The 23,991-nt window shown below is 38.1% G+C and carries 23 protein-coding genes and 1 riboswitch; of the genes, 14 read left to right on the top strand and 9 right to left on the bottom strand.

The window, feature by feature from the left end:
- The first annotated feature begins 364 nt into the window (after positions 1 to 364).
- Complete coding sequence (locus U9R83_RS14830) at positions 365 to 1,012, top strand: nitroreductase family protein (RefSeq protein WP_099000308.1); 648 nt, start codon at positions 365 to 367, stop codon at positions 1,010 to 1,012.
- 421 nt (positions 1,013 to 1,433) lie between these two features.
- Positions 1,434 to 3,005 carry an APC family permease gene (locus U9R83_RS14825; RefSeq protein ID WP_014459507.1) on the top strand — a complete coding sequence of 524 codons (1,572 nt, stop codon included), beginning with the start codon at positions 1,434 to 1,436 and terminating at the stop codon, positions 3,003 to 3,005.
- 58 nt (positions 3,006 to 3,063) lie between these two features.
- On the opposite strand, the gene U9R83_RS14820 is transcribed toward U9R83_RS14825, so the two are convergent.
- Positions 3,064 to 3,627 carry a YdcF family protein gene (locus tag U9R83_RS14820; protein ID WP_140451427.1) on the bottom strand — a complete coding sequence of 188 codons (564 nt, stop codon included), beginning with the start codon at positions 3,625 to 3,627 and terminating at the stop codon, positions 3,064 to 3,066.
- A 147-nt stretch (positions 3,628 to 3,774) separates the two neighbouring features.
- Positions 3,775 to 3,954: riboswitch (cobalamin riboswitch) on the top strand.
- 92 nt (positions 3,955 to 4,046) lie between these two features.
- Here U9R83_RS14820 and U9R83_RS14815 point away from each other — a divergent pair.
- The 3 genes from U9R83_RS14815 to U9R83_RS14805 all read left to right on the top strand — a co-directional run bounded on the left by U9R83_RS14815 (position 4,047) and on the right by U9R83_RS14805 (position 8,117).
- Positions 4,047 to 5,573: a cobyric acid synthase gene (locus tag U9R83_RS14815; protein ID WP_014459509.1), complete on the top strand. Its 1,527-nt coding sequence runs from the start codon at positions 4,047 to 4,049 to the stop codon at positions 5,571 to 5,573.
- A gap of 205 nt (positions 5,574 to 5,778) precedes the next feature.
- Complete coding sequence (locus tag U9R83_RS14810; protein ID WP_115654245.1) at positions 5,779 to 6,837, top strand: FecCD family ABC transporter permease; 1,059 nt, start codon at positions 5,779 to 5,781, stop codon at positions 6,835 to 6,837.
- Positions 6,834 to 8,117, top strand: coding sequence for an ABC transporter ATP-binding protein (locus tag U9R83_RS14805; RefSeq protein ID WP_140451429.1), 1,284 nt, complete (start codon positions 6,834 to 6,836; stop codon positions 8,115 to 8,117). The genes U9R83_RS14810 and U9R83_RS14805 overlap by 4 nt, the downstream gene beginning before the upstream one ends.
- 17 nt (positions 8,118 to 8,134) lie before the next feature.
- On the opposite strand, the gene U9R83_RS14800 is transcribed toward U9R83_RS14805, so the two are convergent.
- The 7 genes from U9R83_RS14800 to U9R83_RS14770 form a co-directional block, all read right to left on the bottom strand.
- Positions 8,135 to 8,956 carry a hypothetical protein gene (locus U9R83_RS14800; protein WP_243549470.1) on the bottom strand — a complete coding sequence of 274 codons (822 nt, stop codon included), beginning with the start codon at positions 8,954 to 8,956 and terminating at the stop codon, positions 8,135 to 8,137.
- A 44-nt stretch (positions 8,957 to 9,000) separates the two neighbouring features.
- On the bottom strand, positions 9,001 to 9,426 hold the full coding sequence (locus tag U9R83_RS14795; RefSeq protein ID WP_025751247.1) for an Hsp20/alpha crystallin family protein: 426 nt from the start codon (positions 9,424 to 9,426) through the stop codon (positions 9,001 to 9,003).
- A gap of 90 nt (positions 9,427 to 9,516) precedes the next feature.
- Positions 9,517 to 10,020 carry an Hsp20/alpha crystallin family protein gene (locus tag U9R83_RS14790; protein WP_014459514.1) on the bottom strand — a complete coding sequence of 168 codons (504 nt, stop codon included), beginning with the start codon at positions 10,018 to 10,020 and terminating at the stop codon, positions 9,517 to 9,519.
- Positions 10,021 to 10,071: 51 nt separating this feature from the next.
- Positions 10,072 to 10,314, bottom strand: coding sequence for a spore germination protein (locus U9R83_RS14785; protein WP_013057626.1), 243 nt, complete (start codon positions 10,312 to 10,314; stop codon positions 10,072 to 10,074).
- Between the two features lie 107 nt (positions 10,315 to 10,421).
- A complete protein-coding gene (locus U9R83_RS14780) occupies positions 10,422 to 10,664 on the bottom strand; it encodes a spore germination protein (protein WP_013057625.1) in 243 nt (80 codons plus the stop codon).
- Between the two features lie 143 nt (positions 10,665 to 10,807).
- On the bottom strand, positions 10,808 to 11,587 hold the full coding sequence (locus tag U9R83_RS14775; protein ID WP_116739091.1) for an STAS domain-containing protein: 780 nt from the start codon (positions 11,585 to 11,587) through the stop codon (positions 10,808 to 10,810).
- A gap of 183 nt (positions 11,588 to 11,770) precedes the next feature.
- A complete protein-coding gene (locus U9R83_RS14770; RefSeq protein ID WP_014459516.1) occupies positions 11,771 to 12,976 on the bottom strand; it encodes a TcaA 3rd/4th domain-containing protein in 1,206 nt (401 codons plus the stop codon).
- A 198-nt stretch (positions 12,977 to 13,174) separates the two neighbouring features.
- On the opposite strand from U9R83_RS14770, the gene U9R83_RS14765 reads away from it, so the two are divergent.
- The 3 genes from U9R83_RS14765 to U9R83_RS14755 all read left to right on the top strand — a co-directional run bounded on the left by U9R83_RS14765 (position 13,175) and on the right by U9R83_RS14755 (position 15,913).
- A complete protein-coding gene (locus U9R83_RS14765) occupies positions 13,175 to 14,320 on the top strand; it encodes an acyl-CoA dehydrogenase family protein (protein WP_208733325.1) in 1,146 nt (381 codons plus the stop codon).
- A gap of 90 nt (positions 14,321 to 14,410) precedes the next feature.
- Positions 14,411 to 14,965 (top strand): GrpB family protein, encoded by a 555-nt coding sequence (locus U9R83_RS14760; RefSeq protein ID WP_243549468.1) that lies wholly within the window; start codon positions 14,411 to 14,413, stop codon positions 14,963 to 14,965.
- A 15-nt stretch (positions 14,966 to 14,980) separates the two neighbouring features.
- Positions 14,981 to 15,913 (top strand): alpha/beta hydrolase, encoded by a 933-nt coding sequence (locus U9R83_RS14755; RefSeq protein ID WP_243549466.1) that lies wholly within the window; start codon positions 14,981 to 14,983, stop codon positions 15,911 to 15,913.
- 122 nt (positions 15,914 to 16,035) lie between these two features.
- Here the strand turns inward: U9R83_RS14755 and U9R83_RS14750 are convergent, their stop codons facing one another.
- Positions 16,036 to 16,188, bottom strand: a complete 153-nt coding sequence (locus tag U9R83_RS14750; protein WP_014459520.1) for a YflJ family protein — start codon at positions 16,186 to 16,188, stop codon at positions 16,036 to 16,038.
- Positions 16,189 to 16,338: 150 nt separating this feature from the next.
- Here U9R83_RS14750 and U9R83_RS14745 point away from each other — a divergent pair, with 150 nt between their 5' ends.
- From U9R83_RS14745 to U9R83_RS14720, 6 genes are all read left to right on the top strand, one after another.
- On the top strand, positions 16,339 to 17,202 hold the full coding sequence (locus U9R83_RS14745) for an alpha/beta fold hydrolase (RefSeq protein ID WP_115654238.1): 864 nt from the start codon (positions 16,339 to 16,341) through the stop codon (positions 17,200 to 17,202).
- Between the two features lie 345 nt (positions 17,203 to 17,547).
- A complete protein-coding gene (locus tag U9R83_RS14740; RefSeq protein WP_243549464.1) occupies positions 17,548 to 18,891 on the top strand; it encodes a copper amine oxidase in 1,344 nt (447 codons plus the stop codon).
- A 107-nt stretch (positions 18,892 to 18,998) separates the two neighbouring features.
- The gene (locus tag U9R83_RS14735; RefSeq protein WP_182421508.1) at positions 18,999 to 19,961 is read left to right on the top strand and encodes a class F sortase; all 963 of its coding nucleotides are present in this window, start codon (positions 18,999 to 19,001) and stop codon (positions 19,959 to 19,961) included.
- Positions 19,962 to 20,170: 209 nt separating this feature from the next.
- On the top strand, positions 20,171 to 21,709 hold the full coding sequence (locus tag U9R83_RS14730; RefSeq protein ID WP_217027449.1) for an AbgT family transporter: 1,539 nt from the start codon (positions 20,171 to 20,173) through the stop codon (positions 21,707 to 21,709).
- 267 nt (positions 21,710 to 21,976) lie between these two features.
- Positions 21,977 to 23,203: an ammonium transporter gene (locus U9R83_RS14725; protein ID WP_013057612.1), complete on the top strand. Its 1,227-nt coding sequence runs from the start codon at positions 21,977 to 21,979 to the stop codon at positions 23,201 to 23,203.
- 14 nt (positions 23,204 to 23,217) lie between these two features.
- Positions 23,218 to 23,580, top strand: coding sequence for a P-II family nitrogen regulator (locus tag U9R83_RS14720; protein ID WP_013057611.1), 363 nt, complete (start codon positions 23,218 to 23,220; stop codon positions 23,578 to 23,580).
- The last annotated feature ends 411 nt before the right edge of the window (positions 23,581 to 23,991 follow it).

Below are 23,991 nucleotides of genomic sequence, written 5' to 3'. Positions count from 1 at the left end.
CGTAGGTTTCACCTGTTTCGTTCCTTCTAGCAGTTGATTGAAGGGCACGACGAAGACTCCGGCGGAAAAAGCGGTTCAGCTCATATATCCCATTTGTTCATTTTAGATTGGATTCATTTCGTTATGTCTCAACCTCTTTTGATAATCAACAGAAGAAATAATAATTTTTCTGTTGACAGATAATAATAATCATTGTAAAGTAAGTTACATAAAGTAATTAAATTTCAATTAATATTTTTTTAGTTTAATATCTCGAATTAGAGATATAAGAATTCATTATATCTTGTTTATCTCCTTTTATCAGGGGGAAGGGTATAAACATGCAATTTAAGCTTAAAAAAACAAACAATTAGGAGTGTTGAAAATGGGTTTTTTAGATAAATTATTTGATAAATCAAGTGATCAACAACAGGTTGGAAAAGATTTTTATGAAGCAATTAAAAACCGACGTTCTATTTATGCAATTGATAAAAATGTAAAAATATCAGAAGAAAAAATTGAAGAAATTATTAATTTTTCGGTAAAACATACTCCTTCATCATTTAATTCTCAAAGCGCACGTGTAGTTGTTTTATTTGGTGAACAGCATGATAAAGTATGGGATATTACGAGAGAAACGCTTCGTAAAATTGTTCCAGCTGAAAATTTTTCAGATACGGATCAAAAAATGAACTTATTCGGAAGCGGCTATGGAACAGTTCTTTTCTTTGAAGATCAAGAAGTAATTGAAGGATTGCAAAAGCAGTTCGCATCTTATAGCGAAAACTTCCCGGTTTGGTCTAACCAATCATCAGGCATGCTGCAGCATGTGATCTGGACAGCACTTGAGCTAGAAGGCCTAGGAGCAACTTTACAACATTACAATCCATTGATTGACGATGAAGTAAAAGCAACTTGGAATATTCCAAGCTCATGGAAATTAATTGCTCAAATGCCATTTGGTAATCCTGTGTCACCTGCGGGAGAAAAAGAATTTCAACCGCTAACTGAACGTGTAAAAGTATTTAAATAAGCAAAAAAAGCACGGACAAAATTATTTTATTTGAAGCAAGGTCCGAACGATTCATCGTTCGGTTTTTTTTATTGGTATGGCAAGCGTAGGTTTTGCGTATGTAGCTGCTTCTAGCGGTTGATTTCGTTATGCCTCAGCCCTTTTTTAAAATAAATAGTTTGAATATTCTTTTATGTTTAATCTAAGAAAAATGCGGTTAAATAGGAGGGGTAGTCCTCAAATCTTCGGTGGAATTTATGCGCTATACATAAGCAATTCAATGATGTTTTGTAAAAAAATAAAGTTTTTAACTTGGTTTTTTAGAGAATATTTGTTAACATATCCACTTGTGAGGTCTTAGTAAGAGGAGGATGATGTAAAGAATCCCATATCGGACGCAAGGGCGTAGATATGTGGAGTGGGAATTTTAAAGGAGGATTTTATGTCTGATCAAGGAAATCAAGGAAAATTTAAAAAATCAATATCGTTACTTGACCTAACGTTAATTGGGATGGGAGCTATTTTTGGTTCCGCCTGGTTATTTGCGGTTAGTAACGTGGCGTCAAAGGCTGGTCCAGCCGGAAGTTTTTCGTGGCTGATTGGCGGAGTCATTATTTTACTTATCGGCTTAGTGTATGCTGAACTTGGAGCAGCGCTGCCGCGTACCGGTGGAATTATCCGTTATCCGGTTTATTCACATGGTCATTTAGTAGGTTACTTAATTTCATTCATTACCATTATTGCTTATACAAGTTTAATTGCCATTGAGGTAACAGCTGTACGTCAGTATGTTGCTGTATGGATTCCTGGTCTAACTAAACATGGTTCTGAATCGCCTACAACGATTGGATGGCTATTTCAGTTCGCGTTATTAACACTATTTTTCATTATTAACTACGTAAGTGTAAAAGCATTTGCTAAGTCAAATGTCATTATATCTGTGTTTAAATATGCGGTTCCTCTTACAATTATCGTCGTGTTAGCTTATCACTTCAAATCAGCTAACTTTACAACTGGCGATTTTGCTCCGTTTGGTTTTAATGGTATTCAAGCAGCCATTTCAACAGGTGGCGTTATGTTTGCTTACTTAGGACTTCACCCTATTGTTTCGGTAGCCAGTGAAGTTAAAAATCCGCAGCGTAATATTCCAATCGCGCTAATTATCTGTATTGTACTTTCAGCGATTATTTACACAGCACTGCAAGTATTGTTCATCGGTAACATCCCGGCTGATATGCTATCAGGAGGATGGGGAACAATTCAAGAGCAATTCTCTTTACCATTTAAAGATATTGCACTTATTTTAGGCCTTGGCTGGTTAGTAACGCTTGTTATTTTTGATGCTATTTTATCACCAGGCGGTAACGGAAACATCTTTATGAATACAACTTCTCGTCTAGTTTATGCTTGGTCTCGTAATGGAACACTATTTAAACGTTTCTCAAAAGTAGATAAGAAAACAGGAATTCCACGTGCGTCACTATGGCTATCATTTGGAATGTCCGTATTCTGGACACTGCCATTTCCTTCTTGGGAAGCGCTAGTAAACGTATGTTCAGTAGCACTTATTCTGTCTTATGCTATCGCACCAATTTCAGCTGCAGCATTCAGAGTAAATGCAAAAGATCTTAAAAAACCTTTCAAATTAAAAGGCATGAGCATTATTGCTCCTGTTTCATTTATCTTCTGTTCATACATCGTATACTGGTCAGGATGGACAACAATTTCTTGGCTGCTAGGATCACAGCTTCTAATGGTTGTTATCTACGTAGCGTTTAAGAAATACGTACCAACTGACGTTGTGAAATTTGCACAGCAGCTTAAATCTGCTTGGTGGCTAGTTGCTTATTATATTATTATGCTTGTTATCTCTTATCTAGGTTCATTTGGCGGAGGACAAGGTGTGCTAAGCAACCCACTTGACTTAATTTTAATTGCTCTTGTTTCACTCGGTATTTTCTACTGGGCGAAATACACAGGTTTACCAAAAGCAGTTATCGATACAGATGATTAATAAAAAACACGGCATGAATTCATGCCGTGTTTTTCGTTTGTATAGGCGTGTACTCTATTTATTTATCAAACAGCCATGTTTTTAATATAGCAGCATACTCACGAAAGTAGGCTTGAAGTTTAATTGAATTTGGTGTCTTTGCGCCTAAAGGATAAACATCAAAACCTTGGCGCTTGGCAATAATAGAAGCGCGAAACAGATGAAAATCACTGCTAACAAGCACGACTCGTTTATCTTGAATATCAACTTTCTTTTTGGTGAAAATAAAATTCTCAAAAGTAGAAGTTGACTGATCTTCTTTTATAATGCGATTCTTTTTAATTCCTGCTTTTCGTAGAAAACGGTAGGCTGCCTCTGCTTCAGAAATTTCTTCATCAGATCCTTTTCCACCCGTTACGATAACTTTTGTTTGTTTATGAGTCTTTAAATAAGATAAAGCTGTTTTTGCTCGCTCTTTTAAACTAGGAGACATTTGATCACCATCTACTTTAGAACCTAAAACGAGGACATAATCTGCGTTTTGTGGAACAGACTTGTGGGCAGTTTGATACATACAAAAAGATATAATTACTATATAAAGAACAAGCGAACCAATAAAGGTATAAATCATTTTTTTCTTCAACTGTGAGCACCTTCCTAGCTATTTCATAAGATGTTTGGAAAATAATTGTTATTATAGCATACGAGACCCAAATAAGTATAAACACAGTAATATATAATAATAGAAGAAAATCGTTATTGTGAATGGTTATAAAATTCGTTACAATAAAGAATAAATGATTTTAAAAGTGCCTCTAAGGAGGATAATAGGGAAATCGGTGAGAATCCGGTGCAGCCCCCGCTACTGTAAATGTGGATGAACCTGCAAAGACCCACTAGTCAAACTAGGAAGGGTGCAGAAGTAAAATGAAGCATAAGCCAGGAGACCTGCTTTTAAAAACCCCTTATTTTTCGGTGGGAGAAATAAGTCAAGACAATGTGTTAATGAGCGCATGACCAAACCTTGACTTTTACAGTTAAGGTTTTTTTATGTGGTAGGGAGTGGATAAAGTGAAAAAAGGAAAACCTCTTATGATTCAAGGAACGCACTCAGACGCTGGAAAAAGCATGATTGCTACAGCATTTTGCCGTATTTTTAAAGAAGACGGCTATCAAACTGCACCGTTTAAATCGCAAAACATGGCGCTCAATTCATACATTACAATGGATGGAAAAGAAATTGGCAGAGCGCAGGGAATTCAAGCAGAAGCTGCTGGAGTAGAAGCAACAACTAATATGAACCCTATTTTAATTAAACCAACTCGTGATCATGAATCTCAAATTGTCGTTCATGGAAAGCCGCTTCGTAATATGTTTGCTTTTCAGTATCGGCAAGAATTTTTTAATGAAGGTTTGAACGTTATCACTGAGTCTTATAAAGAGCTTGCCAGTCATTATGATCGAATTGTGATTGAAGGTGCTGGAAGTCCTGCTGAAGTCAATTTGAACGATCGGGAACTGGTAAATATGCGCGTAGCAAAGATAGCCCAAGCGCCTGTTGTGTTAGTAGGAGATATTGATAAAGGTGGAGTTTTTGCGAGCCTAGTAGGAACTCTTCAATTGCTTCCAGCTGAGCACAAGCCCAGAGTTGTCGGGGTGTTAATCAATAAATTCCGAGGAGATTTAGAACTGTTAAAACCGGGGCTAAAGTGGTTTGAAGAATACACGGGCGTTCCGGTCCTAGGCGTTATTCCTTATATGCACGACGTGGAAATTGACGCAGAAGATTCATTATCCCTCAGAAATTACTCAACCCTTGTGAATCCGTTAAAAGAAATTGATATTGCGGTTATTTCGTACCCACGCATCTCAAATTTTACAGACATCGATCCTTTAAGCTTAGAAGAAGACTGTCATGTGAGGCTTGTAACCAAGCCATCACAACTAGGTACGCCTGATTTAATTGTTTTACCAGGAAGCAAAAATACGATTGAAGATGCGCAGTTTTTACAAGAAAGCGGGCTGGCTCTAGCCATTAATCAAGTCTTGAACGCAACGAACGCTCACGTTATTGGCATCTGCGGGGGATATCAAATGTTAGGCGAGACGATTACGGACCCCGATGCAGTAGAGTCCCGGATTGAATCTATTAAAGGGCTGGGTTTGCTTCCAGTGGAAACCGTTATGACAACCAGCAAAAAAACAGAAAGAGTTTCTGGATATGTTCAGTTAGAGAGTGAGAAGGTTTCGATTGAAGGCTATGAAATTCATATGGGAAAGACGGTTTCTAAAAGCATGACGGAAGCCTTTGCGGTGGTAGATGATCAAAAAGAAGGAACGGTTAAAGAAAACATCATTGGCACGTATGTTCATGATGTGTTTCATAACGATGCTTTGCGCAGAGCTTTGCTTAATCAAATTCGCAAACATAAAAAATTGCCACCTATTACGGATACATTCAACAGCCGTCTGCAAAAAGAGGAGTCTTTTTCAAAAGCAGCAGCATATGTGAGAGAAGCTGTAGATATGGAAAAGCTGTATCATTTAATAGACAACTATAAAAGCCCGGAGCAAGCACAAAAAGTATAGCTTGTAGAGGCTTTCGCTTGTTTTTTTACCGAGAACTTTAGTACGCTGTGCTACGTTGCCTAGTTCAACAGTCTAGCACTCGCAACAAATAAAAGATAATTGTTTCCCACTCTATATAGGGTGGAAACATGGTTTATGGACAGGAAAATGAATGGTTAATGTAATGTAAAACATCATGCCTCGTTTCCTAGAGGAGCTGAAAGTATTGATTTTTAAACGTATTTTTTTAAACAAAGCATCTATCTTATACATAGTTAGTTTATTTATTGTATGTGTTTCGGTGATTATGGGCGTATTTATTGGTACAGTTTCGTTAACCGTAGGAGATACAATTAAAATTATTATTGGTCACCTTACCGGACTATCCTTATACCATGGTCCAGAGAACATGGATTTAATCATATGGCAAATTCGATTTCCAAGAGTACTGGTGGCATTTTTAGTAGGAGCGTCGCTTTCGATAGCAGGGGCTGCCTTTCAAGGGCTATTAAGAAACTCTCTTGCCGATCCTTACACGATCGGAGTTTCCTCAGGTGCGACCCTTGGCTCTGTCATGGCAATTTATTTTCATTGGAGTATTTTTGGTTTATCTATCTTCACGCTGCCTGTAGTCGGTATTGTATCTGGATTTATTACTCTTCTTTTAGTTTTTGGTATTACAAAGCTCGCAAGCGGCAATTTGGCCAATGAAACCATCATCTTAGCGGGGATTATTTTATCATCCTTTATGAGCGCGCTTATTTCATTAATTGTGGCTCTGTCTCCTGAAGAAGATGTAAGGCAAGTTTTATATTGGCTAATGGGAAGCGTATCAATGAGAGGATGGTCGCATATTCAAATTTTAGGGCCGTTCTTTTTAGCCGGTACGATTATGCTGCTGTTACATGTAAAAGAGCTGAACGGTTTAGCATTTGGCGATCAATCCGCTCAGTTTATGGGAATAGACGTAAAGAAGAAAAAAAGAATGATTTTAATAGGAGCATCCGTATTAACAGGGGCTGCGGTATCAGTATCTGGGGCAATTGGATTTGTTGGCTTAGTTATCCCCCACGTAGTGCGTCTCGTAGCGGGAGCTAACCATAAGCATGTACTACCGCTTTCTATTTTAATCGGAGGAAGTTATTTGGTTTTAGCCGATTTATTGGCACGAACGATATTAGAACCTCGTGAACTGCCGATTGGAGTCGTAACCGCCTTAATTGGTTCGCCGATTTTTACCCTGCTCCTTGTAAAAGAACGTATGCGGAAGAGAGGAATATCATGATTGAACTATATAATGTGACAGGAGGATACGATAAACAGCAGCCGACCGTTCGTGACATCACGTTCACCGTAGACAAAGGTTCTTTTGTCGCTTTACTAGGACCAAATGGGAGCGGGAAAACAACGCTTATTCGCTTAATTATGAATGTATTAAGCATTCAATCAGGAGAAGTGAAGGTAGAAGGAAAGTCAGTGAAAGCTTATTCACCAAAACAACTGGCGCAAAAAGTCGCAGTTATGACGCAAGAAAATCAAATTGGATTAGAATTTACGGTTCAAGAAATTGTTTCACTTGGACGTTATCCTTATCAGGCAAAAGGTTTGTTTAGCACCGTATCGGCACAGGATGAAGAAGTGGTGGAAAGCGTGATGAAATTAACAAACGTCTGGCACTATAGAAACCATACCTTTCAATCGCTGAGCGGTGGAGAAAAACAGCGGGTTTTACTTGCTAAAGCACTGGCGCAAGAACCTGACTACTTACTTCTTGATGAACCAACAAATCACTTAGATGTGAAACATACGATGGAACTGCTTCAGCTGTTAAAAACTTTACAGCAGGAAATGAGCTTAACGGTTCTGGCTATTTTGCATGATCTCAACATTGCCTCGCTGTTTGCAGATAATGCCGTATTATTGAAAGATGGAAGAGTAGAAGAAACGGGGATGGATGCCATTTTTCATGATGCAGCTACGTTAAAAAGAGTATATGGCGTTGATTTGCATGTATTTCACCATCCTGCTGTGAACAAGCGGCAAGTTGCTTTTGTGCCGCCGCATCAATATCCCGAAACGGACTTCCATGAATTGTACCAGTTACAAAAGGAACCCGGCCTGTTGTCTTTATCATTTGTGCGTCCTCTGAGAACTCTTTCGCTTGGTTCAAACGAAACGGGTCTAGACTGGTGTCAAGAAATTGTTCAACAGCAAAGCAGTGCTAACGCGGCGTGGAAATCTTCGTCTTTATCTAGTCATGAAGTTCGCTTAAAAGACGATAAAGGTTACTCATGGCTGGCTGTGCTGACATATGGACAAAAAGAAAACGAAGTAAATATTGTTCTACTAACAAATGCACCGCTTTCGGACGCGAACTTACTTCATGCTGCGATGAAGGTAATTGAGTACCGGGCTTTCTTAGGAAAAACAGGACGTATTGTTATAGCATCATCTCATCATAAAGAAGAAAATCAAGAAGAAATTTCAGAGTTCTTAATGGAACGCCTCCAGAAAGAATTACAACTATTTATGGAAACAAAAATGACCGACAATTGCTTTAAATAAGCAGTAGCGGTCATTTTTTATTCTTCGGAGTGATCATCAGGTTTTTCTGTTTCACCTCCTGAACTCATCGTTGTCTCAGTTGTATGTTCATCAATCTTTTTTTCTTTTAGCTTAACAGAAAACAAGTCTTTGACTTCTTCATCTACTTGATCAGAGTCAGCGCTGTAAGTGGTACCGATGTTTAAGTGACCGGTCAAATCTTTAATGCCTAGCTGGCCGAAATTATTACTAAGATCAATTTTGTCTAATAATACTTTTTCGACCATGATTTTTTCAACAACAATGGACTGCTTTGGCTGAGCTACTTCATCAATCTTTTTGTCAAGAGTTTTCATCATCTCATATAAGGCTGTATCGGACGATTCTTCCTTTAACGCAGAGAGCTGATTTTGAATAGCTTCGAAATTAGGAGCTGACTGCATAGCCGATAGTAAATGAGCTGTTTGCTCGTGCAGTTGAGACAGTGATTGAATAAGGTGAGCTGATTCATTTAATTGCTGATGTAGCTCTTCTATTTTAGGGATCGCGTCGGTTAAACGCGTCACTTGATCAATAATTCCCTGCAGGTTCAGCGTTGAATCTGACGAAAGAGCAGGTTTTGTGAATTCAGCTTCTGCAGAGGTCTTAGGCTCCATTTGGCTAGGCAACTGCTTTGACTGTTGAGGGGGTTTTTTTAGATTAGACTGTTTTTTAGCTTTCATCTTTTCGGGTAATTCTTTCCGCTTTTGATTAGAACGTTGATCTATGGCACTTACTTTTTTGTGAGTTGGAAGGGAAGACGGATTTATTTTACGGACTGTTTCAATTTTAGGCGATTGTTTAAACCACTTAGAAAACATGAAATTCCCTGCCTTTCATGCTACGTATAGTTCTGCACAATAAATTACAAATCAAATTTCACATGCAAAAGACCATCTTTAAATGATGCGTGACACGGCGCTTCACCTACAGCAGGCGGAAGGATAATTGATCGCTGAAACGTTCCTTCACGTCTTTCTTTGTGAAGAACATTTGCATCCTTCACGGTTAAAAGAGATGAACCGGATATGTGTAAAGTATTTTCGTGCATGGTCAATTCGACGTCTGTTCGTTTAGCACCGGGTATTTCAATCACAACTAACAGCTGATTTGCCCATTCGTATACATCAATTAAAGGATAATCTCGATACTCATTTACAATTTGAGGAGAAGCATCTGCTTCCGTATCATTCTTTTCTTCATGATCATCATCAAAAATCTTTTCCCAAAATTTTGTATGGTTTTCTTCTTGTAACGTTTCTGCCCACTTTTTAAACTTTCCGTGATTCATATTTGTCACCTTCTTTAAAAGAAATAAAACAAGGCCTTTTGCAGCTTTCTATTTTATATGTATGCATGAAAACAGAAAAAAACGTCCACTTTAATCTAAATCGTGGACGTCTATTTGAGACATAGGAATATTAACATGTTTAGGCATCCGGATTTCCAACACTCCGGAACGATATACGGCGCGTGTACCTTTTTTACGAACCGAACAAGGAAGCTGAATTTCTTCTTTGAAGGATTCTTCTCCATCTATTCCTTCAATCGTACACAGATATGGAGTATGATAGACTTTAATGCTTGATACAATATCGCGGTTAGGAATTTTTAACTGCACAATGCATTCATCTAATGTATTGATGACGTTTGAATCAAATCTTCTTAACTGTTGTCCATGACCTTCATTTCCCACATCCTGCTGTTCTTTCATCATGTCTTGGGCTTGCTTAAAGAATTCATTTCCTTGCATAAAATCCGGAAAAGAATGGGACATTGTAGAAGAAATCATTTGCTGAATATATTTATTCATGTCTTTAGATGCCATTCCTTTTGGGATATTTTCCATCATTCCTTTAAAAGGAGACTTTCCAAATGGAAACATATTTACACACCTCCTTGTAATGTGCCAAGTAAAACGACAAAATTGTTAAAGCTAAATTTGATTTCCAATTGGAGCTGAAGGGTTTGCAATTTGATCTTGATCGCTTACATCAGGATCTAACACGCCTGTATTCATTTGAGAGCAAGTAGGAGAGAAGTTACCTAGAGAAAAATTCGCTCCGTTAAATTTTGAGTTCGCCGTGTGACTGTTTTGAATGGTGGAACCAAAATCAATATTTGCGTTTTGCGTGACACCGTTTGTTACGATATTAAAAACGTTAATTTGAAGAGGCATAAAGAGACTCCTTACTGTTTTTATTCATTCTACTCCAACGGCCTATTGCGTTTAGAGAGAATGTATTCACCGTTTGTCGTCATGTTGTTGACAAGCATTGCCCTATATCACTGCTGATAACCATTGACATGATCAACGTTTGCAATATCTGTTTGGTCATTTGTATCAGGATCGATATAAATGTTTCGCATTTTCGAGGAAGCAGGTGAGACATCGCCATAAGAAGAGTTCGTACCAGTGGATTTTGAATGGGCCGTGTGACTGTTGTGGAGTGCTTCGCCAATGTTGACAGAACCGTTGCTTGAGATACTGTTGATCTTTAAATTATAAATGTTAATAACACTTGGCATATGCTCTCACCCTTTTCTATGGTTGATTAATGTATCCTATGATGATAAGTGCCTAAACGTTCACAATTCCTCATAACTAAAATCGCCTTTTCCGATTGAAGGAAAAAGCGATTGAGAGAGGATTACTTAATGATATGATGGGCTTATGAAATGGGTGCAATACGATAATTCTTTTTTTCTAAAATGTAAGAGATGCTTTGTTGGACAGTGGAAAATGTCCGCCAATTAAACTGAGAATCTACAAGCGAGAGAGCCATTTTTGAAGAAAGACCAACAATAAGGCAAGTGGTACCAATCAAACGCAAAGCATCGTGGAGCGTGTTAATATAATAACCGTGTTCTTCATCTAACGAATGAAGGGAAGATAAATCAATAAGCAAATAGCGCGCCTGTTCTTTTACAACTGCCTCCAATACCGTTTCAGTTAGCTTCTTTCCACGTTCTATATCCATCTTACCGGTAATGGGCACAGCTAAAACCTCGTCCCATATCTTTAATAAAGGAGTGGACAAATCCTCAATTAACCGTTCTTTTTCAAGCTCTGCTTCGGCTTGATCTGTAAAGTCTAATAGCATAAGTAAGTAGCCATAACGCTCGCCGTCTTTTGTATCAATGGGGTGAATCACAGCTTCTGCTACATATTGAGTTCCAATTGTTATACGCGTTCTGTAGGTTGTATGAAGAGAGGTGAGTAATTTTTCCGCTTCTTCAGAATTGGAATGAAAGAAGTCCATATGCTTTCCAATTAACTCTTCGATACGAGATAACTGGTAGATTGGGAGTACTGGTTGGAGTGTTTCAATTGCTCTTGCATTCATCCACTGCACACGATAGTCTTTATCCGCAATGATCATGGTTTCTTGAATATTTTCTAAAATCAAATGTCCATTAAGCTTTTGTGGAAGTCGTCCAATTCCATTCATTCTCCATCTCTCCTTATGCGTGTAGTAAGTTTATGTACATCTACTTTATATTTTACAGTGAAAAGAATGAAGAAGGCTATAAGAGATTTAGTAACGTGTATAGGGATCATGGTATGTAAAAAAACGTAGGAGTAAGCACTCGCTTCAATCAAAAAACTCCCCTGTGCAAAAGGAGAGTCCACCTTACTCATATGATTTAATAAAATCAACGTTATATTTTTCAACGCTTGATAGGTAGGAATCTCTAAATGATGAATCAGGCGTATACCATGACTTTTCATAAAAATAGGCTTGAAGATCTTTCGATTTAAATACATACCCATGCCGCGCATAGATTTCATTTCGAGCTAGTCTTAGTTCACTCGAGCTCAAACTGCTAATATCACTATAGCTTAATTTGTAAGAATCCGAACCAGGAAGAATATAAGGGCTTGAAGTAGCATAAGAGCGCGGCCCAGGCACGATCACTTCTCGTTCTTTTATGACGGTTTTTTCCTTTTCAACGGGTGGCGTTTGTATATTTAACATAATACTTTCTTCACTTTGAATAGTGTAGGGACTGCTTTTGAACGTTGTGCCGTCTTTTTGCACTTCTGCATGAACAGTGACGCTTCCATCCGTGGCAACAGGCCCTATTTGTGATGAGCTATTCACCTGCAGCCCCGTGCTTTTTCCATTTACGAATAAAATAGCGTCATCTCTATTTGATGAGATTGTAACGTAAGCCCCTTTAAATACCACAGATATATTTTCTTCTTTTTGCCGGTGAAAATTTACAGTGGTTTGGTCTGTAAGTTTTCCGTAAGAGCTTTCATAAGAAGCCGTAAGCGGGTAATTCCCAATCATAAAAGGCCCTATTTTTTGCGTTTGATTCTTGGATATCGATTGTTTTGTATCATTGACTGTAACCGTTGCATCCTCTGGCGTGGTGAGGGAGATATAATATGATGACGGCACAACCACGTATTGTTTTTTGAAGAGTAGTGAATGTTTCTGTTCTTTTATTGTAAAGTAGATACTCGATTTATTTTTTAAATCATTTTCAACGTCTCGTAAAATAGAACCATCGGAAGTTGCATCTAAGAGAGCTTGAATAGATGTGTCATTAATAACTATAGTAGACTGCGAAGAGTCTAATAACTCTCTTAACACAGCTGTATCTTTCGATTCTAATGCCTCAATAAAGCGGTCAGCCGTCTTTTCTTCTGAGCCAGAGAAAAAGAAATAAAATACAAAAGTTAAAAGAAGTATAAGCGCAATACCCCCGCCAATATACCAGCTCTTTTTATACTTAGCTGCAGCTGGCGACACGGTGAAAGAAAAGCCGCAGTTATTGCAAAATAATTGGTCTGTGCTTGCACTGGCTCCGCATTTTGGACATTGATTCATTCACACCATTCCTTTCTTTTTATTCCATTAAATGTATGGAGTGTGTAGGTAAAACAGACCATTAAATTGGAAAAAGAATAGATTCAACAAGAAAGATAAACACACCAAACATGCACAGAAAAGGTGAGGTATGCTATGATAAGAACTATATATTAATCCGATAGGGACACTCTGTCATATAAAAAGGAGATGAAGCAAATGAGTGTTTCATTTGTAAATAAAAATCAAAAGTCTACGTATGAAAAATTGCTGCCTCTAGTCGAAAAATTTAAGAAACGAGCTTTTAAAATAGATGAAGAAGGTACGTTTCCGTTTGAAAATATTCAAGAGTTAAAAGAAGCGGGCTATACACGTCTTTCTCTCGAAAGCAAATATGGCGGAGATGAATTGCGCCTTTATGATTTTTTATTATTTCAAGAATTAATTGCTCAAGGAGACGCTTCTACAGCTCTTAGTATTGGATGGCATATGGGGATTACAATGGACTTGCGTGAAAAACAGCCTTGGAATCAGCAAATGCTCGATTTTATTTTTAAAGAAATAGAAAAAGGTGCACTTATTAACACCGCCGCTACTGAACCGAAGACAGGAAGTCCTACTCGAGGAGGAAAACCGGAAACGACAGCCGTAAAAACAAAAGAAGGCTGGCGAATCAATGGCCGAAAAACATTCACCACGATGTCTCCAGTGTTAAATTACTTTTTGGTAAAAGCAAGCATTGAAGGTGAAGAAGAGGTCGGCTTGTTTTTAATTCCTCGTGAAACAAGCGGACTTTCAATAGAAGAAACATGGGATATGATTGCAATGCGCGGGACAGGAAGTCACGATCTTGTGCTAGAAAACGTCGATATTAAACACGACTTTCTTGTTGAACGCCTCGGTGGTTTTAAAAAGAATGAGCCAAGCGGCTGGCTGCTTCATATACCAGCTTGCTACATGGGTACAGCCATTGCAGCAAGAGATTATGCTGTCACATTTGCTACAGAATATTCGCCTAATAGTATTGAAGGAACGATTAGCGAGTTGCCAAATGTGCAGCGTTTAGTAGGGGAAATGGAACTTGAACTTATGCAAGCGCGTCACTTTATGTACAGCGTGGCAAGTAAATGGGATGAGACCAGCGACCGAGCAGCATTAGCGGGAGAGTTAGCAGCTGTCAAACACGTGGTGACTAATAGTGCCTGTACGGTCGTCGACAAAGCAATGCGCATTGTCGGGGCGCGAAGCTTACAGCGGAGTAATCCGCTGCAGCGTTATTATAGAGATGTGCGTGCCGGGCTTCATAACCCTCCTATGGATGATATGACGATTGTTAATTTAGCGAAGCAGGCGTTTACTAGATAAAACTTAATAACATGTTAAATGATGAAAAACTGCTTATTATAGGCTATTCTATAATAAGCAGTTTTTTCGTTGCAAGAGGAGGGATTGAAGATGAAATGTATAAGAGAAATTCAGCTGACACCCTATAATATTGCATGGGAAAAGGAATTTACAAAAGAAGCTGCCACCTTAACAACTACAATGTCAGCTCAAGTTTTAGAGGTTCATCATATCGGAAGCACTGCTGTTCCCGGCTTAAGCGCAAAACCGATTATTGATTTACTTATTGAAGTGAAAGATATAAAAAAAGTAGATACATATAATCAGAGGATGGAACAGCTCGGTTACGAAGCGAAAGGTGAAAACGGCATAAAAGGAAGACGATACTTCCAAAAAGGCGGAAATGAAAGAACGCATCATGTTCATATTTATGAAAAAGGCCACCCAGAAATTAATCGGCATCTATGGTTTCGAGATTATCTGCGTACTCACCCTGATGCAGCAAAAGAATACGAAACGTTGAAAATAGAACTAGCGCAGCGCTATCGTTTTGAACCAGAAAAATATGTGGAAAATAAAACGAATTTTATTCATAAAATAGATGGGCTAGCTTTAAAATGGAGAAAGGGAAGCAGCAATAAGAATAGGAAAGATGATCTTAGATAAAAAGGAGGAACGAGCTTGACTCCAGTTCTAAATCGACAGACAAATACAGGCAAAAAGAAAAAAACAATATGGATCAGCCTAATATCCTTTGTTATTCTTTGTTTTGTACTTTGTGCGGCAATTTCTCTTTATGTAGGCATAAGCCTGACAAAACTAGATAAAAATCCTGCTGTGAAAAATCCTGGTGATTACGGCATGCACTATAGCAATCAAGTATTTTTGAGCAAAGACGGAATAACCCATTTAAAAGGATGGATGATTAAACCAACGGAACAGCCAAAAGCGACCATTATTATGTCACATGGATACGGAAATAACCGTGAAGCACAAGGAGCTGGCTTTCTGCCGCTGAGTAAAGAGTTTGTAAAAGCGGGATATCGAGTAGTCATGTTTGACTTTAGAGATTCAGGAGACTCAGAAGGAAATCAAACGACGATTGGTGTAAAAGAACAGCTCGATTTATTAGGCGTTATTCAGAAAATGAAAGAAACAACAAAAGAGCCAATTGTGCTCTACGGCATTTCAATGGGAGCAGCCACTTCTTTATTAGCAGCTTCTCAAGATGACGACGTAAAAGCAGTGGTAGCCGATAGTCCTTTTAGTGATTTAACCTCTTATTTAAAAGAAAATCTATCTGTATGGTCTCATTTACCAAACTTTCCGTTTACGCCGCTAACCATTGCTATTCTTCCTGTTATTGCAGATGTAAATCCTGCTGAAGCTAGTCCTATTAAAGCAGTCGAGCATATTTACCCTCGACCAATTTTATTTATACACAGCACAGGAGATACAAAAATTCCTTACACTGAAAGTGAAAAAATGGCTAAAACGCACTCGGATGCTTTTCACTTCTGGAAAACTGATAAAGCAGAACATGTTCAAAATTACCATGTATACAAAAAAGAATATGTAAAGCGCGTATTAACTTTTATTGATCAATCGCTGTAAAAAAATGAAGCTGGGACAAAAATATTTTAGACGAAATGTAAAACGAACCATTGATCAAGACTTTTGATTAGTGGTTCGTTTTTTTGTTGGGACAAACGTAGGTGTCATGTGTGTAAATCTTTCTAGCAGTTGATTTTACCTTGTTCTATAAGCTCAGCATATAAATTACGAAGAATATAGGTTTTGTAACTTTCTAGCTTTCTTCCATCGATTTTAGAGATATTGGCCGCTTTTAACTGTTGAACAAACCAGCCCTTGGAATAGATATAAGCCATCGTTAACCACTCCTTCAAAAAGATCCACTCTAAATAATTAACTATATTCATAAAAGGAGATAAAAAGAAGTGAACGAAGCAAATGAATTGACGTTCATTTTTTACAGCGTTATACTGCTCTACAGCTACTTATAAAGGAGGAAATGAACAATGAGTAAACAGTATATAAATGTAAATGGCGTTAATTTGCACTACATAAGCAAGGGGCAGGGAGAGCTTATGCTATTTCTTCATGGCTTTCCTGACTTTTCGCATATTTGGCGACATCAGATAGAAGAATTTTCTAATGATTTTCACACAGTTGCTTTGGATTTAAGAGGATATAACTTATCTGAAAAGCCAAGCGGACTAGAATCATACGAGATTGATGTATTAGTAGAAGATATTCGCCAAGTGATTGAAGGTTTAGGATATAGCTCCTGCACGCTAGTTGTACACGACTGGGGAGCAGGAATTGGGTGGACATTTGCTTATCGCTACCCGGAATATGTACAAAAATTAATTGCTTTTAACGGTCCGCATCCTTATACATTTATGCGTGAGCTTAGAACAAATAAAAATCAGCAAAAAGCAAGTGAGTATATGAAATGGTTTCAAAAACAAGAAGCACAGGACTATATGGAACGAGACAACTTCTCCGGTTTGCGTAAGCTTGTGATCGACCCAGGTGTAAAAAAAGGATATCTAACAGCTGATGATGTTCAAGCATACATGAACTCTTGGGAAAATGGCTCTGTGCTGTCAATGCTAAGTTATTACCGCAATTTAAAAATCTTCACGGAAGAAGATCTTCAAAGAAAATCTTTGTTTCCGTTAGAAGAGGAAGTGTTAAACATCCCTGTACAGATTATTTGGGGAAATCAAGATCCTACGTTTATGCCTGAAAACTTAGATGGCATTGAAGAATATGTGCCAAACATATCTGTTCATCGATTGGCTGAAGCATCTCATGCTCCTCAGCATGAAAAGCCTCAAGAAGTAAACGACGTGATGTGGAATTTTTTAAATAAGTAAAGAGAAAAAGAAAGGTTTCCTATAGAAACCTTTCTTTTTCTTTTGAATTTAAAATAATTTTTTAAAAAGTGATCCAACAGAATAAGGTGATCGTTAGGTAAGTATAAAAGGAAGGAATTCTTGAAAAAAGGCGGGTAAAAACTTTTTAAAAAAAGTGATCCAACGTCACTCAGCAATCGTTTAGTAGATAGAAAGAGAATACTTCCTAAAAAGAATCATTAAATGTGAGGGAACATGAAGGTTTAATATATAGAATATTCAAAATCTTCAATCTATTTAATGGTTTAAGATGTAGTAAGAATGAAAAAAGTGGCGTATATCAACTAAAAATGAGGAGAGTGGAAAATGATGAAATTAAGTAAAAAATTAATGATCCCTGTACTAGGAGCTTCACTATTGATGCCGACTATTGCAAATGCAGAGGAAGCAAAACCAACGGCAGTAACAAAATCTTCAGATCTACGAGCGAACTTAGACTACTTATTATCTGAACACTTTACGCTTGCCGTTGCCGCTATGACAACAGCCTATGACGGTTCTAAAGATGCTGACGCTGCGTTCAAAGCACTCGATCAAAATGCCGTCGACATGGAACCAGCTATTGCTTCTATCTATGGTGATAAAGGAGCGGCTGAGTTTGAACGGATTTTTAGAGAACACAACAATTACACAGATGATTTTGTAAAAGCAACAAAAGAAAACGACAAAGAAGCCATGGCGGAAGTAGATAAAGAAGTAGATCAATTCGTGAATGAATTTGCTAAATTTCTAAGCACTGCTACGGAAGGTAAACTACCTGAAGATGCTGCGAAAGAAGCGCTTCGCGTGCACGAAGATCAAGTAAAAGAAACGTTTGAAGATTATGTAGAAGGTGACTATGAGGCAGCCGCGAAGACATACCGCGAAGGATATCAGCAAATGTTTGCCATTAGTAAAGCGTTATCAAATGCAATTGTAACGCAGATGCCTGATAAATTTGACAATACCAAAGTAGATACACCAGCAGCAGATTTACGGTCTTCATTAAACAGCTTAGCAGCAGAACATTTTGCGTTAGCAACAATGGGAATGGAAAAAGGGTTTAACGGTTCAAAAGATTACGACTACGTCAGCTGGCTAGAAAATGCTAACACAGCAGATTTTAAAGCTGCAATCGGCTCAGTATACGGCGATGAAGGAGCTGCACAATTCGAAAAAATTTGGCAAGGAGATCACATCAATGCCCAAGCTGAATTAGTAAGTGCACAAGTAAAAGGTGATGAAGCAGGAGAAAAAGCTGCAAAAGATAAGCTCCATAAATTCGCGCAAGAATTTGGTACATTCTTAGGAACAGCAACAGATGGAAACCTTCCAACTGCAGACGCACAGGCAGCTATAAAAGCACATGAAGATACAGTTATTAAAACATTTGAGCAATATGCATCCGGTGACTACGCTGGAAGTTATGATACGTATCGTGAAGGGTATAAATTAATGTTTGGTGTTGGCCAAGCTCTAGGTGAAGCGATTGTAAAACAAAACCCCGATAAGTTTGCTGAAACAGCTATGCCAACAGATATGCCGAAAACAGGTATGGGCGGGGCATCTGAATCAACGATGAACCCACTAACAGCGATCTATATTGCACTAGGTTCATTAGCCGTATTAACAGCTGGAGTTATTTTACGCAAGAAACCAGTAAGCAAATAATATTTTTTCTCCTTTTCCCTATCGATTACAAGTCAAGAGTCCTGAAAAAAAGAAGAGAGGTTGTTCTCTCTTCTTTTTTATAAACAGCTGTGAAATGAGGTGACGATGTGAAAAAAGCGATTGTTTTCGCCTATTGTATATTAAGTTTAGTCCTGCTTGTTAGCGGCGGACTATATTTTAAAGAACAAATGGTAGAAGCAAAAGAAACAAAGCAACAGGCTGCAGCTAAGCAACAAGAGAAAGAAGCACAATCAAAGGATCTAAAAAGCCGGGTAACGCTTGAAGAAGAATTTGCTGTATTAAAAAAACATAAAACAGAAGCTAAACAGTTAAACAAAGAATTCAAAGGAATCATCCCTGAAAAAGTGTCCATTCCTGCTATTGGTGTGGAGGCTTCAATTGAAGAAGTAGGATTGTTAGATAACGGTGAAATGGCAGCACCATCTACAGAAAATGGAGTTGCTTGGTTTGAACCAGGAGCTAAACCTGGCGTAAAAGGAAATGCTGTATTAGCAGGACACGTAGACAGTAAAACCGGCCCTGCCGTCTTTTACAATCTAAAAAACTTAAAAAAAGACGATGAAATTACCGTAAGAGATGCACAGGGGACCACGCTTACTTTTGTTGTTAAACGTATAAAAAGCTATCCGCGAGATAAGGCACCTCTAAACGAAATTTTTGGGTACAGCAACAAACGTAATTTAAATCTGATTACGTGCACAGGCACGTTTGACCGTGGGGAAGGAACCCATCAAGAGAGGTTAGTTGTCTATACAGAACTAAAAGCTGACCAAGCAAAAGAATTGGAGCGTGAAGCAACTGCCCCGCAACCTCCTACAAATGTAAAGATGAGCGGTAATTTGCTTACGTGGTACGCGGTACGAGAAGGCAATATTATCGGTTATCGAATTTATAAAAAGAAACCAGGCGGAACATTTGTCCATATTGGCAGCGTTTCGGAATTTGAGCGAAAAAGCTTTGCTGATTCCGACGCATCTCAGTCTCGTTACTATGTAACAGCTGTTAATGAGTCAGGAAAAGAGTCTGCTCCGTCTAGTATAGCGAAATAACAAAAAGCTCTCTTCAAACGGAGAGCTTTTTGTTGTCGATTAAAAAGATATCTTCTGCCTTTCTATTTATCTAAATGCTATTAGTTTTAATAGATAAATAAAAAGCCCTTAAAAATAATACTTGAATAATATAAATATTCAGATTATTATGTACTAATAGTGTTTTGGTAATTAAAAGGAAAGAATCTAAAAGAAAAAGGAGAGAAAGCATGGCACAACCTAATTTGCAAACAGAGCAAAAATCACACCCAACAACCTTTCTAGACAAACTATTAGGAAGAGTAGAAGTGTTCGGAAACAAACTACCTGATCCTTTTATTTTGTTTGTATGCCTAGCGCTTATTATCGTAGTAGCATCTGTTGCTATTAATAGTATGGGAGTAACGGTGGTCCATCCTGGTACTAATAAAACTCTTCCAATTAAAAGTTTGTTGTCGCATGAAGGCATTCAGTATATCTTAACATCGATGCTGACCAATTTCACTGAATTTAAGCCCCTAGGACTTGTACTTGCTATGATGCTTGGAGTCGGACTTGCAGAAAAAGTAGGTCTGCTTGAAGTGGCCATAAAAAAAACGATTTTAAATGCTCCAAAAGCTCTTATTACATACGCCATCATATTTACAGGGATTATGGCCAACTTAGCGGCAGATGCTGCTTTTGTCATCGTGCCTCCGCTTGCCGCAATGATTTTTTATACAGTAGGAAGGCACCCGCTTGCTGGATTAGCAGCAGGATTTGCTGGGGTGGGATCAGGCTTTACAGCGAATCTTATTATATCTGGAACCGACGGATTGTTATCAGGCATTTCGACTGAAGCTGCCAAAACAATTGACCCAAGCGCTGCTGTCAGTCCTGCAGCAAACTGGTACTTCATGGCGGCTTCTGTATTTGTTTTGACCGTTATAGGGGCGGTCGTCACCGAAAAGATTGTAGAACCTAGGCTGGGCAATTATAAAGGGAAAAAACGCAATGATTTTGGTGAAATTAGTGAGGCAGAAGCAAAAGGATTAAAAAACAGTATCGTTGCTACATGTATTTATGTCGTTGTACTAGCTGTTTTCTTATTTTGGCCCAACTCTCCTCTACGAAATGAAGACGGTGGAATTGTTCCATCTCCTTTTTTAGATGGTATCATTCCGATTACGCTGCTGTTTTTTGTGGTAGTTGGCTCTGTTTACGGAATAACAGTAGGGAAAATCAAAAGTTCTAGAGATGTACCTGCTTATATGACTGATTCGATGAAAGATATGGCTAGCTATATTGTCCTTATTTTTGCGGCTGCTCAATTTATCGCTTACTTTAATTGGACTAATATTGGAACGTGGATTGCAGTAGAAGGAGCGGATGCATTAAAAGCACTAAATCTAACTGGACTTCCAGTTGTGGTTGGTTTTGTATTTTTAACTGTTGTTCTAAGCCTTCTTATTTTTAGCGGCTCCGCTCAATGGGCACTAGAAGCACCTATTTTTATTCCATTGTTCATGCTGTTAGGCTACAACCCTGGATTTATTCAAGCAGCTTACCGAATAGCGGATTCGTCTACGAATGTAATCACTCCTTTAAATCCATACATGATTGTCATTTTAGCCTTTATGAAAGAATACGAGCCGAAAGCAGGGCTTGGAACCATCATTTCACTTATGCTCCCTTATACTTTAGCCTTCTTAGGAATTTGGATTATAATGTTGATTGTTTTTGCTGTATTCGGTATTCCTCTAGGACCAGGAGTATATATGTATTTGTAAAGAAAAATCCTCTTCTACTCCAAGAAGAGGATTTTTTTGTGTTAGAAATTCTAACACATATAACAAATATTTCAGTTTATGTGTACATAGGAGAATAAATAACAAAAAGAAAAGTGTATAAAAAAACAAAAGTTTTCTGAAAAAATTTGCAAAAAGTAGTTGCTAAATACATACAAATCAAATATGATAGTAAACATAACAAAAGATGTTATATAATCTAACATTGAATTTAGGGGTTATTTATTCGTACTTAAGGGGGAAATCATCATGCAAATGGGCGATTCAGTATTTATGTTTTTTTCAGCATTATTGGTTTGGATTATGACACCAGCTATTGCATTGTTTTACGGAGGCATGGTTCGAAGTAAAAACATGTTAAGTACCGCGATGTATAGCGTAGGTTCATTAGCAGTCATATCTGTTCTTTGGATAGTAGCTGGCTATTCTCTAGCATTTTCGACCGGTGGCAATGCTTTTATTGGTAACTTGGACTGGGTAGGATTAAAAGGAGTCGGGTTTACTCCAAACGGGGACTACAGTGCTACGATCCCGCATAACATGTTTATGATGTTTCAGCTAACATTTGCTGTGTTAACAGTAGCTATTATCTCCGGTGCTTTTGCAGAGCGCATGAAGTTTTCAGCATTTATCTTATTTGCTATCCTATGGTCATTATTTGTATATGCACCCGTTGCACACTGGGTTTGGGGAGTTGGCGGATGGCTTCGTGAACTAGGAGCAATCGACTTTGCCGGAGGAAACGTCGTTCACATTTCGTCAGGTGTAGCAGGATTAATTCTAGCTCTTGTTGTTGGAAAACGAAAAAATGCCGATGCCGCAGCACCTCACAATTTACCGCTAACTCTTTTAGGCGGAATGCTGATTTGGTTCGGGTGGTTTGGTTTTAACGTTGGAAGTTCTTTAACAATTAACAGCGTTGCAATGACGGCTTTCATTAACACGAATACAGCGGCAGCAACAGGAATTATCGGCTGGCTTGTAGTAGAGTGGATTATCAATAAAAAACCTACGCTGCTTGGAGCCGTTTCAGGAGCGATTGCTGGACTTGTAGCTATTACACCAGCTTGTGGATTTGTTACACCGTTTGCTTCTATTGTAATTGGTTTTATCGGCGGAGCCGTTTGTTTCTGGGGTATCTTCTCACTTAAAAAGAAAATCGGTTACGACGATGCGTTAGATGCATTTGGTCTTCATGGTATTGGGGGAACATGGGGAGGTATCGCAACAGGTTTATTTGCCACAACGTCTGTAAATGACGCCGGTGCGAATGGTTTATTCTACGGAGATCCAAGTCTGCTTTGGAAACAACTGGTGGCTATCGTAGCAACGTATCTATTTGTCGGTATTGCTACCTTCATTATTGTTAAAGTGGTTGGATTAATTGTATCTCTGCGTGCGACACAAGAAGAAGAAACGCTTGGGCTTGATATTACGCTGCACGGTGAAAGAGCGTATCACGAATCGAATATGTAAAAGGGGTGGGCACAGTGAGTGATGTTTTAACAAAAATTGAAATTATTACACGCCCTTCAAAGTTTGAAGAGCTTAAGCAAGAACTGGCAAAAATTGGCGTTAGCGGTATTACAGTTACGGATGCGCTGGGGTGCGGGTTGCAAAAAGGCATTACGGAACTTTATAGAGGCGTTAAAAAACAAGACAATATGCACGCACGAATTAAAGTAGAAATTGTGGTATGCGAAGTTCCAGTATCTGACGTTGTTGATAAAGCAAGAAAAGTACTAAATACAGGTCAGCCCGGAGATGGGAAAATATTTATCTATGAATTAAAAAATGCGATTAAGATCCGAACAGGGGAAGAGGGATCACAGGCATTACGAAATAATAGTTAAACTTAGGGAGAAAGAGAAAACAAAGGGTCATATAAAAGGTGCATAATATGCACCTTTTTTTAGGTTGAATAGTTACACGGCATGTTTCCTTAGGGTGACATGCTTTTTTGTTATATATATAGCCAAAAAGTATATCACAAAAAACAAGTGAATATAATTAAAATTATTTTTATAAAATTTAGAAAATTATAAAAATACGTGTCATTATTACTGACAAGTTTGGTGAAATACTGCTGTTTATCCTTTTATAATAGTAAAAAATAACTATATTTTTACTTTTATTAGTGTCTCTTTATATATGAGAGTGAATCTATTATGAAAGGATGTGAAAAAAGATGTACATAAACAGCAAGCTGTTTCACCGTTTTCAGAAATGACATTTGTTGCAAAGATAAAAAGCGTTCTAGACGC

The organism is Priestia sp. LL-8, from assembly GCF_036227845.1.
GTDB lineage: Bacteria > Bacillota > Bacilli > Bacillales > Bacillaceae_H > Priestia > Priestia zanthoxyli.
Note: the sequence above shows the minus strand (reverse complement) of the source record. Positions and strands in the feature narration are given on the sequence as shown.

Coding starts and splice junctions, on each gene's coding strand:
- U9R83_RS14825 (WP_014459507.1), top strand. CDS start 1,434: ATGTCTGATCAAGGAAATCAAGGAAAATTTAAAAAATCAATATCGTTA.
- U9R83_RS14740 (WP_243549464.1), top strand. CDS start 17,548: ATGATGAAATTAAGTAAAAAATTAATGATCCCTGTACTAGGAGCTTCA.
- U9R83_RS14725 (WP_013057612.1), top strand. CDS start 21,977: ATGCAAATGGGCGATTCAGTATTTATGTTTTTTTCAGCATTATTGGTT.
- U9R83_RS14790 (WP_014459514.1), bottom strand. CDS start 10,020: ATGTTTCCATTTGGAAAGTCTCCTTTTAAAGGAATGATGGAAAATATC.
- U9R83_RS14805 (WP_140451429.1), top strand. CDS start 6,834: ATGATTGAACTATATAATGTGACAGGAGGATACGATAAACAGCAGCCG.
- U9R83_RS14830 (WP_099000308.1), top strand. CDS start 365: ATGGGTTTTTTAGATAAATTATTTGATAAATCAAGTGATCAACAACAG.
- U9R83_RS14760 (WP_243549468.1), top strand. CDS start 14,411: ATGAAATGTATAAGAGAAATTCAGCTGACACCCTATAATATTGCATGG.
- U9R83_RS14730 (WP_217027449.1), top strand. CDS start 20,171: ATGGCACAACCTAATTTGCAAACAGAGCAAAAATCACACCCAACAACC.
- U9R83_RS14750 (WP_014459520.1), bottom strand. CDS start 16,188: ATGGCTTATATCTATTCCAAGGGCTGGTTTGTTCAACAGTTAAAAGCG.
- U9R83_RS14795 (WP_025751247.1), bottom strand. CDS start 9,426: ATGAATCACGGAAAGTTTAAAAAGTGGGCAGAAACGTTACAAGAAGAA.
- U9R83_RS14785 (WP_013057626.1), bottom strand. CDS start 10,314: ATGCCTCTTCAAATTAACGTTTTTAATATCGTAACAAACGGTGTCACG.
- U9R83_RS14745 (WP_115654238.1), top strand. CDS start 16,339: ATGAGTAAACAGTATATAAATGTAAATGGCGTTAATTTGCACTACATA.
- U9R83_RS14780 (WP_013057625.1), bottom strand. CDS start 10,664: ATGCCAAGTGTTATTAACATTTATAATTTAAAGATCAACAGTATCTCA.
- U9R83_RS14800 (WP_243549470.1), bottom strand. CDS start 8,956: ATGTTTTCTAAGTGGTTTAAACAATCGCCTAAAATTGAAACAGTCCGT.
- U9R83_RS14765 (WP_208733325.1), top strand. CDS start 13,175: ATGAGTGTTTCATTTGTAAATAAAAATCAAAAGTCTACGTATGAAAAA.
- U9R83_RS14775 (WP_116739091.1), bottom strand. CDS start 11,587: ATGAATGGAATTGGACGACTTCCACAAAAGCTTAATGGACATTTGATT.
- U9R83_RS14770 (WP_014459516.1), bottom strand. CDS start 12,976: ATGAATCAATGTCCAAAATGCGGAGCCAGTGCAAGCACAGACCAATTA.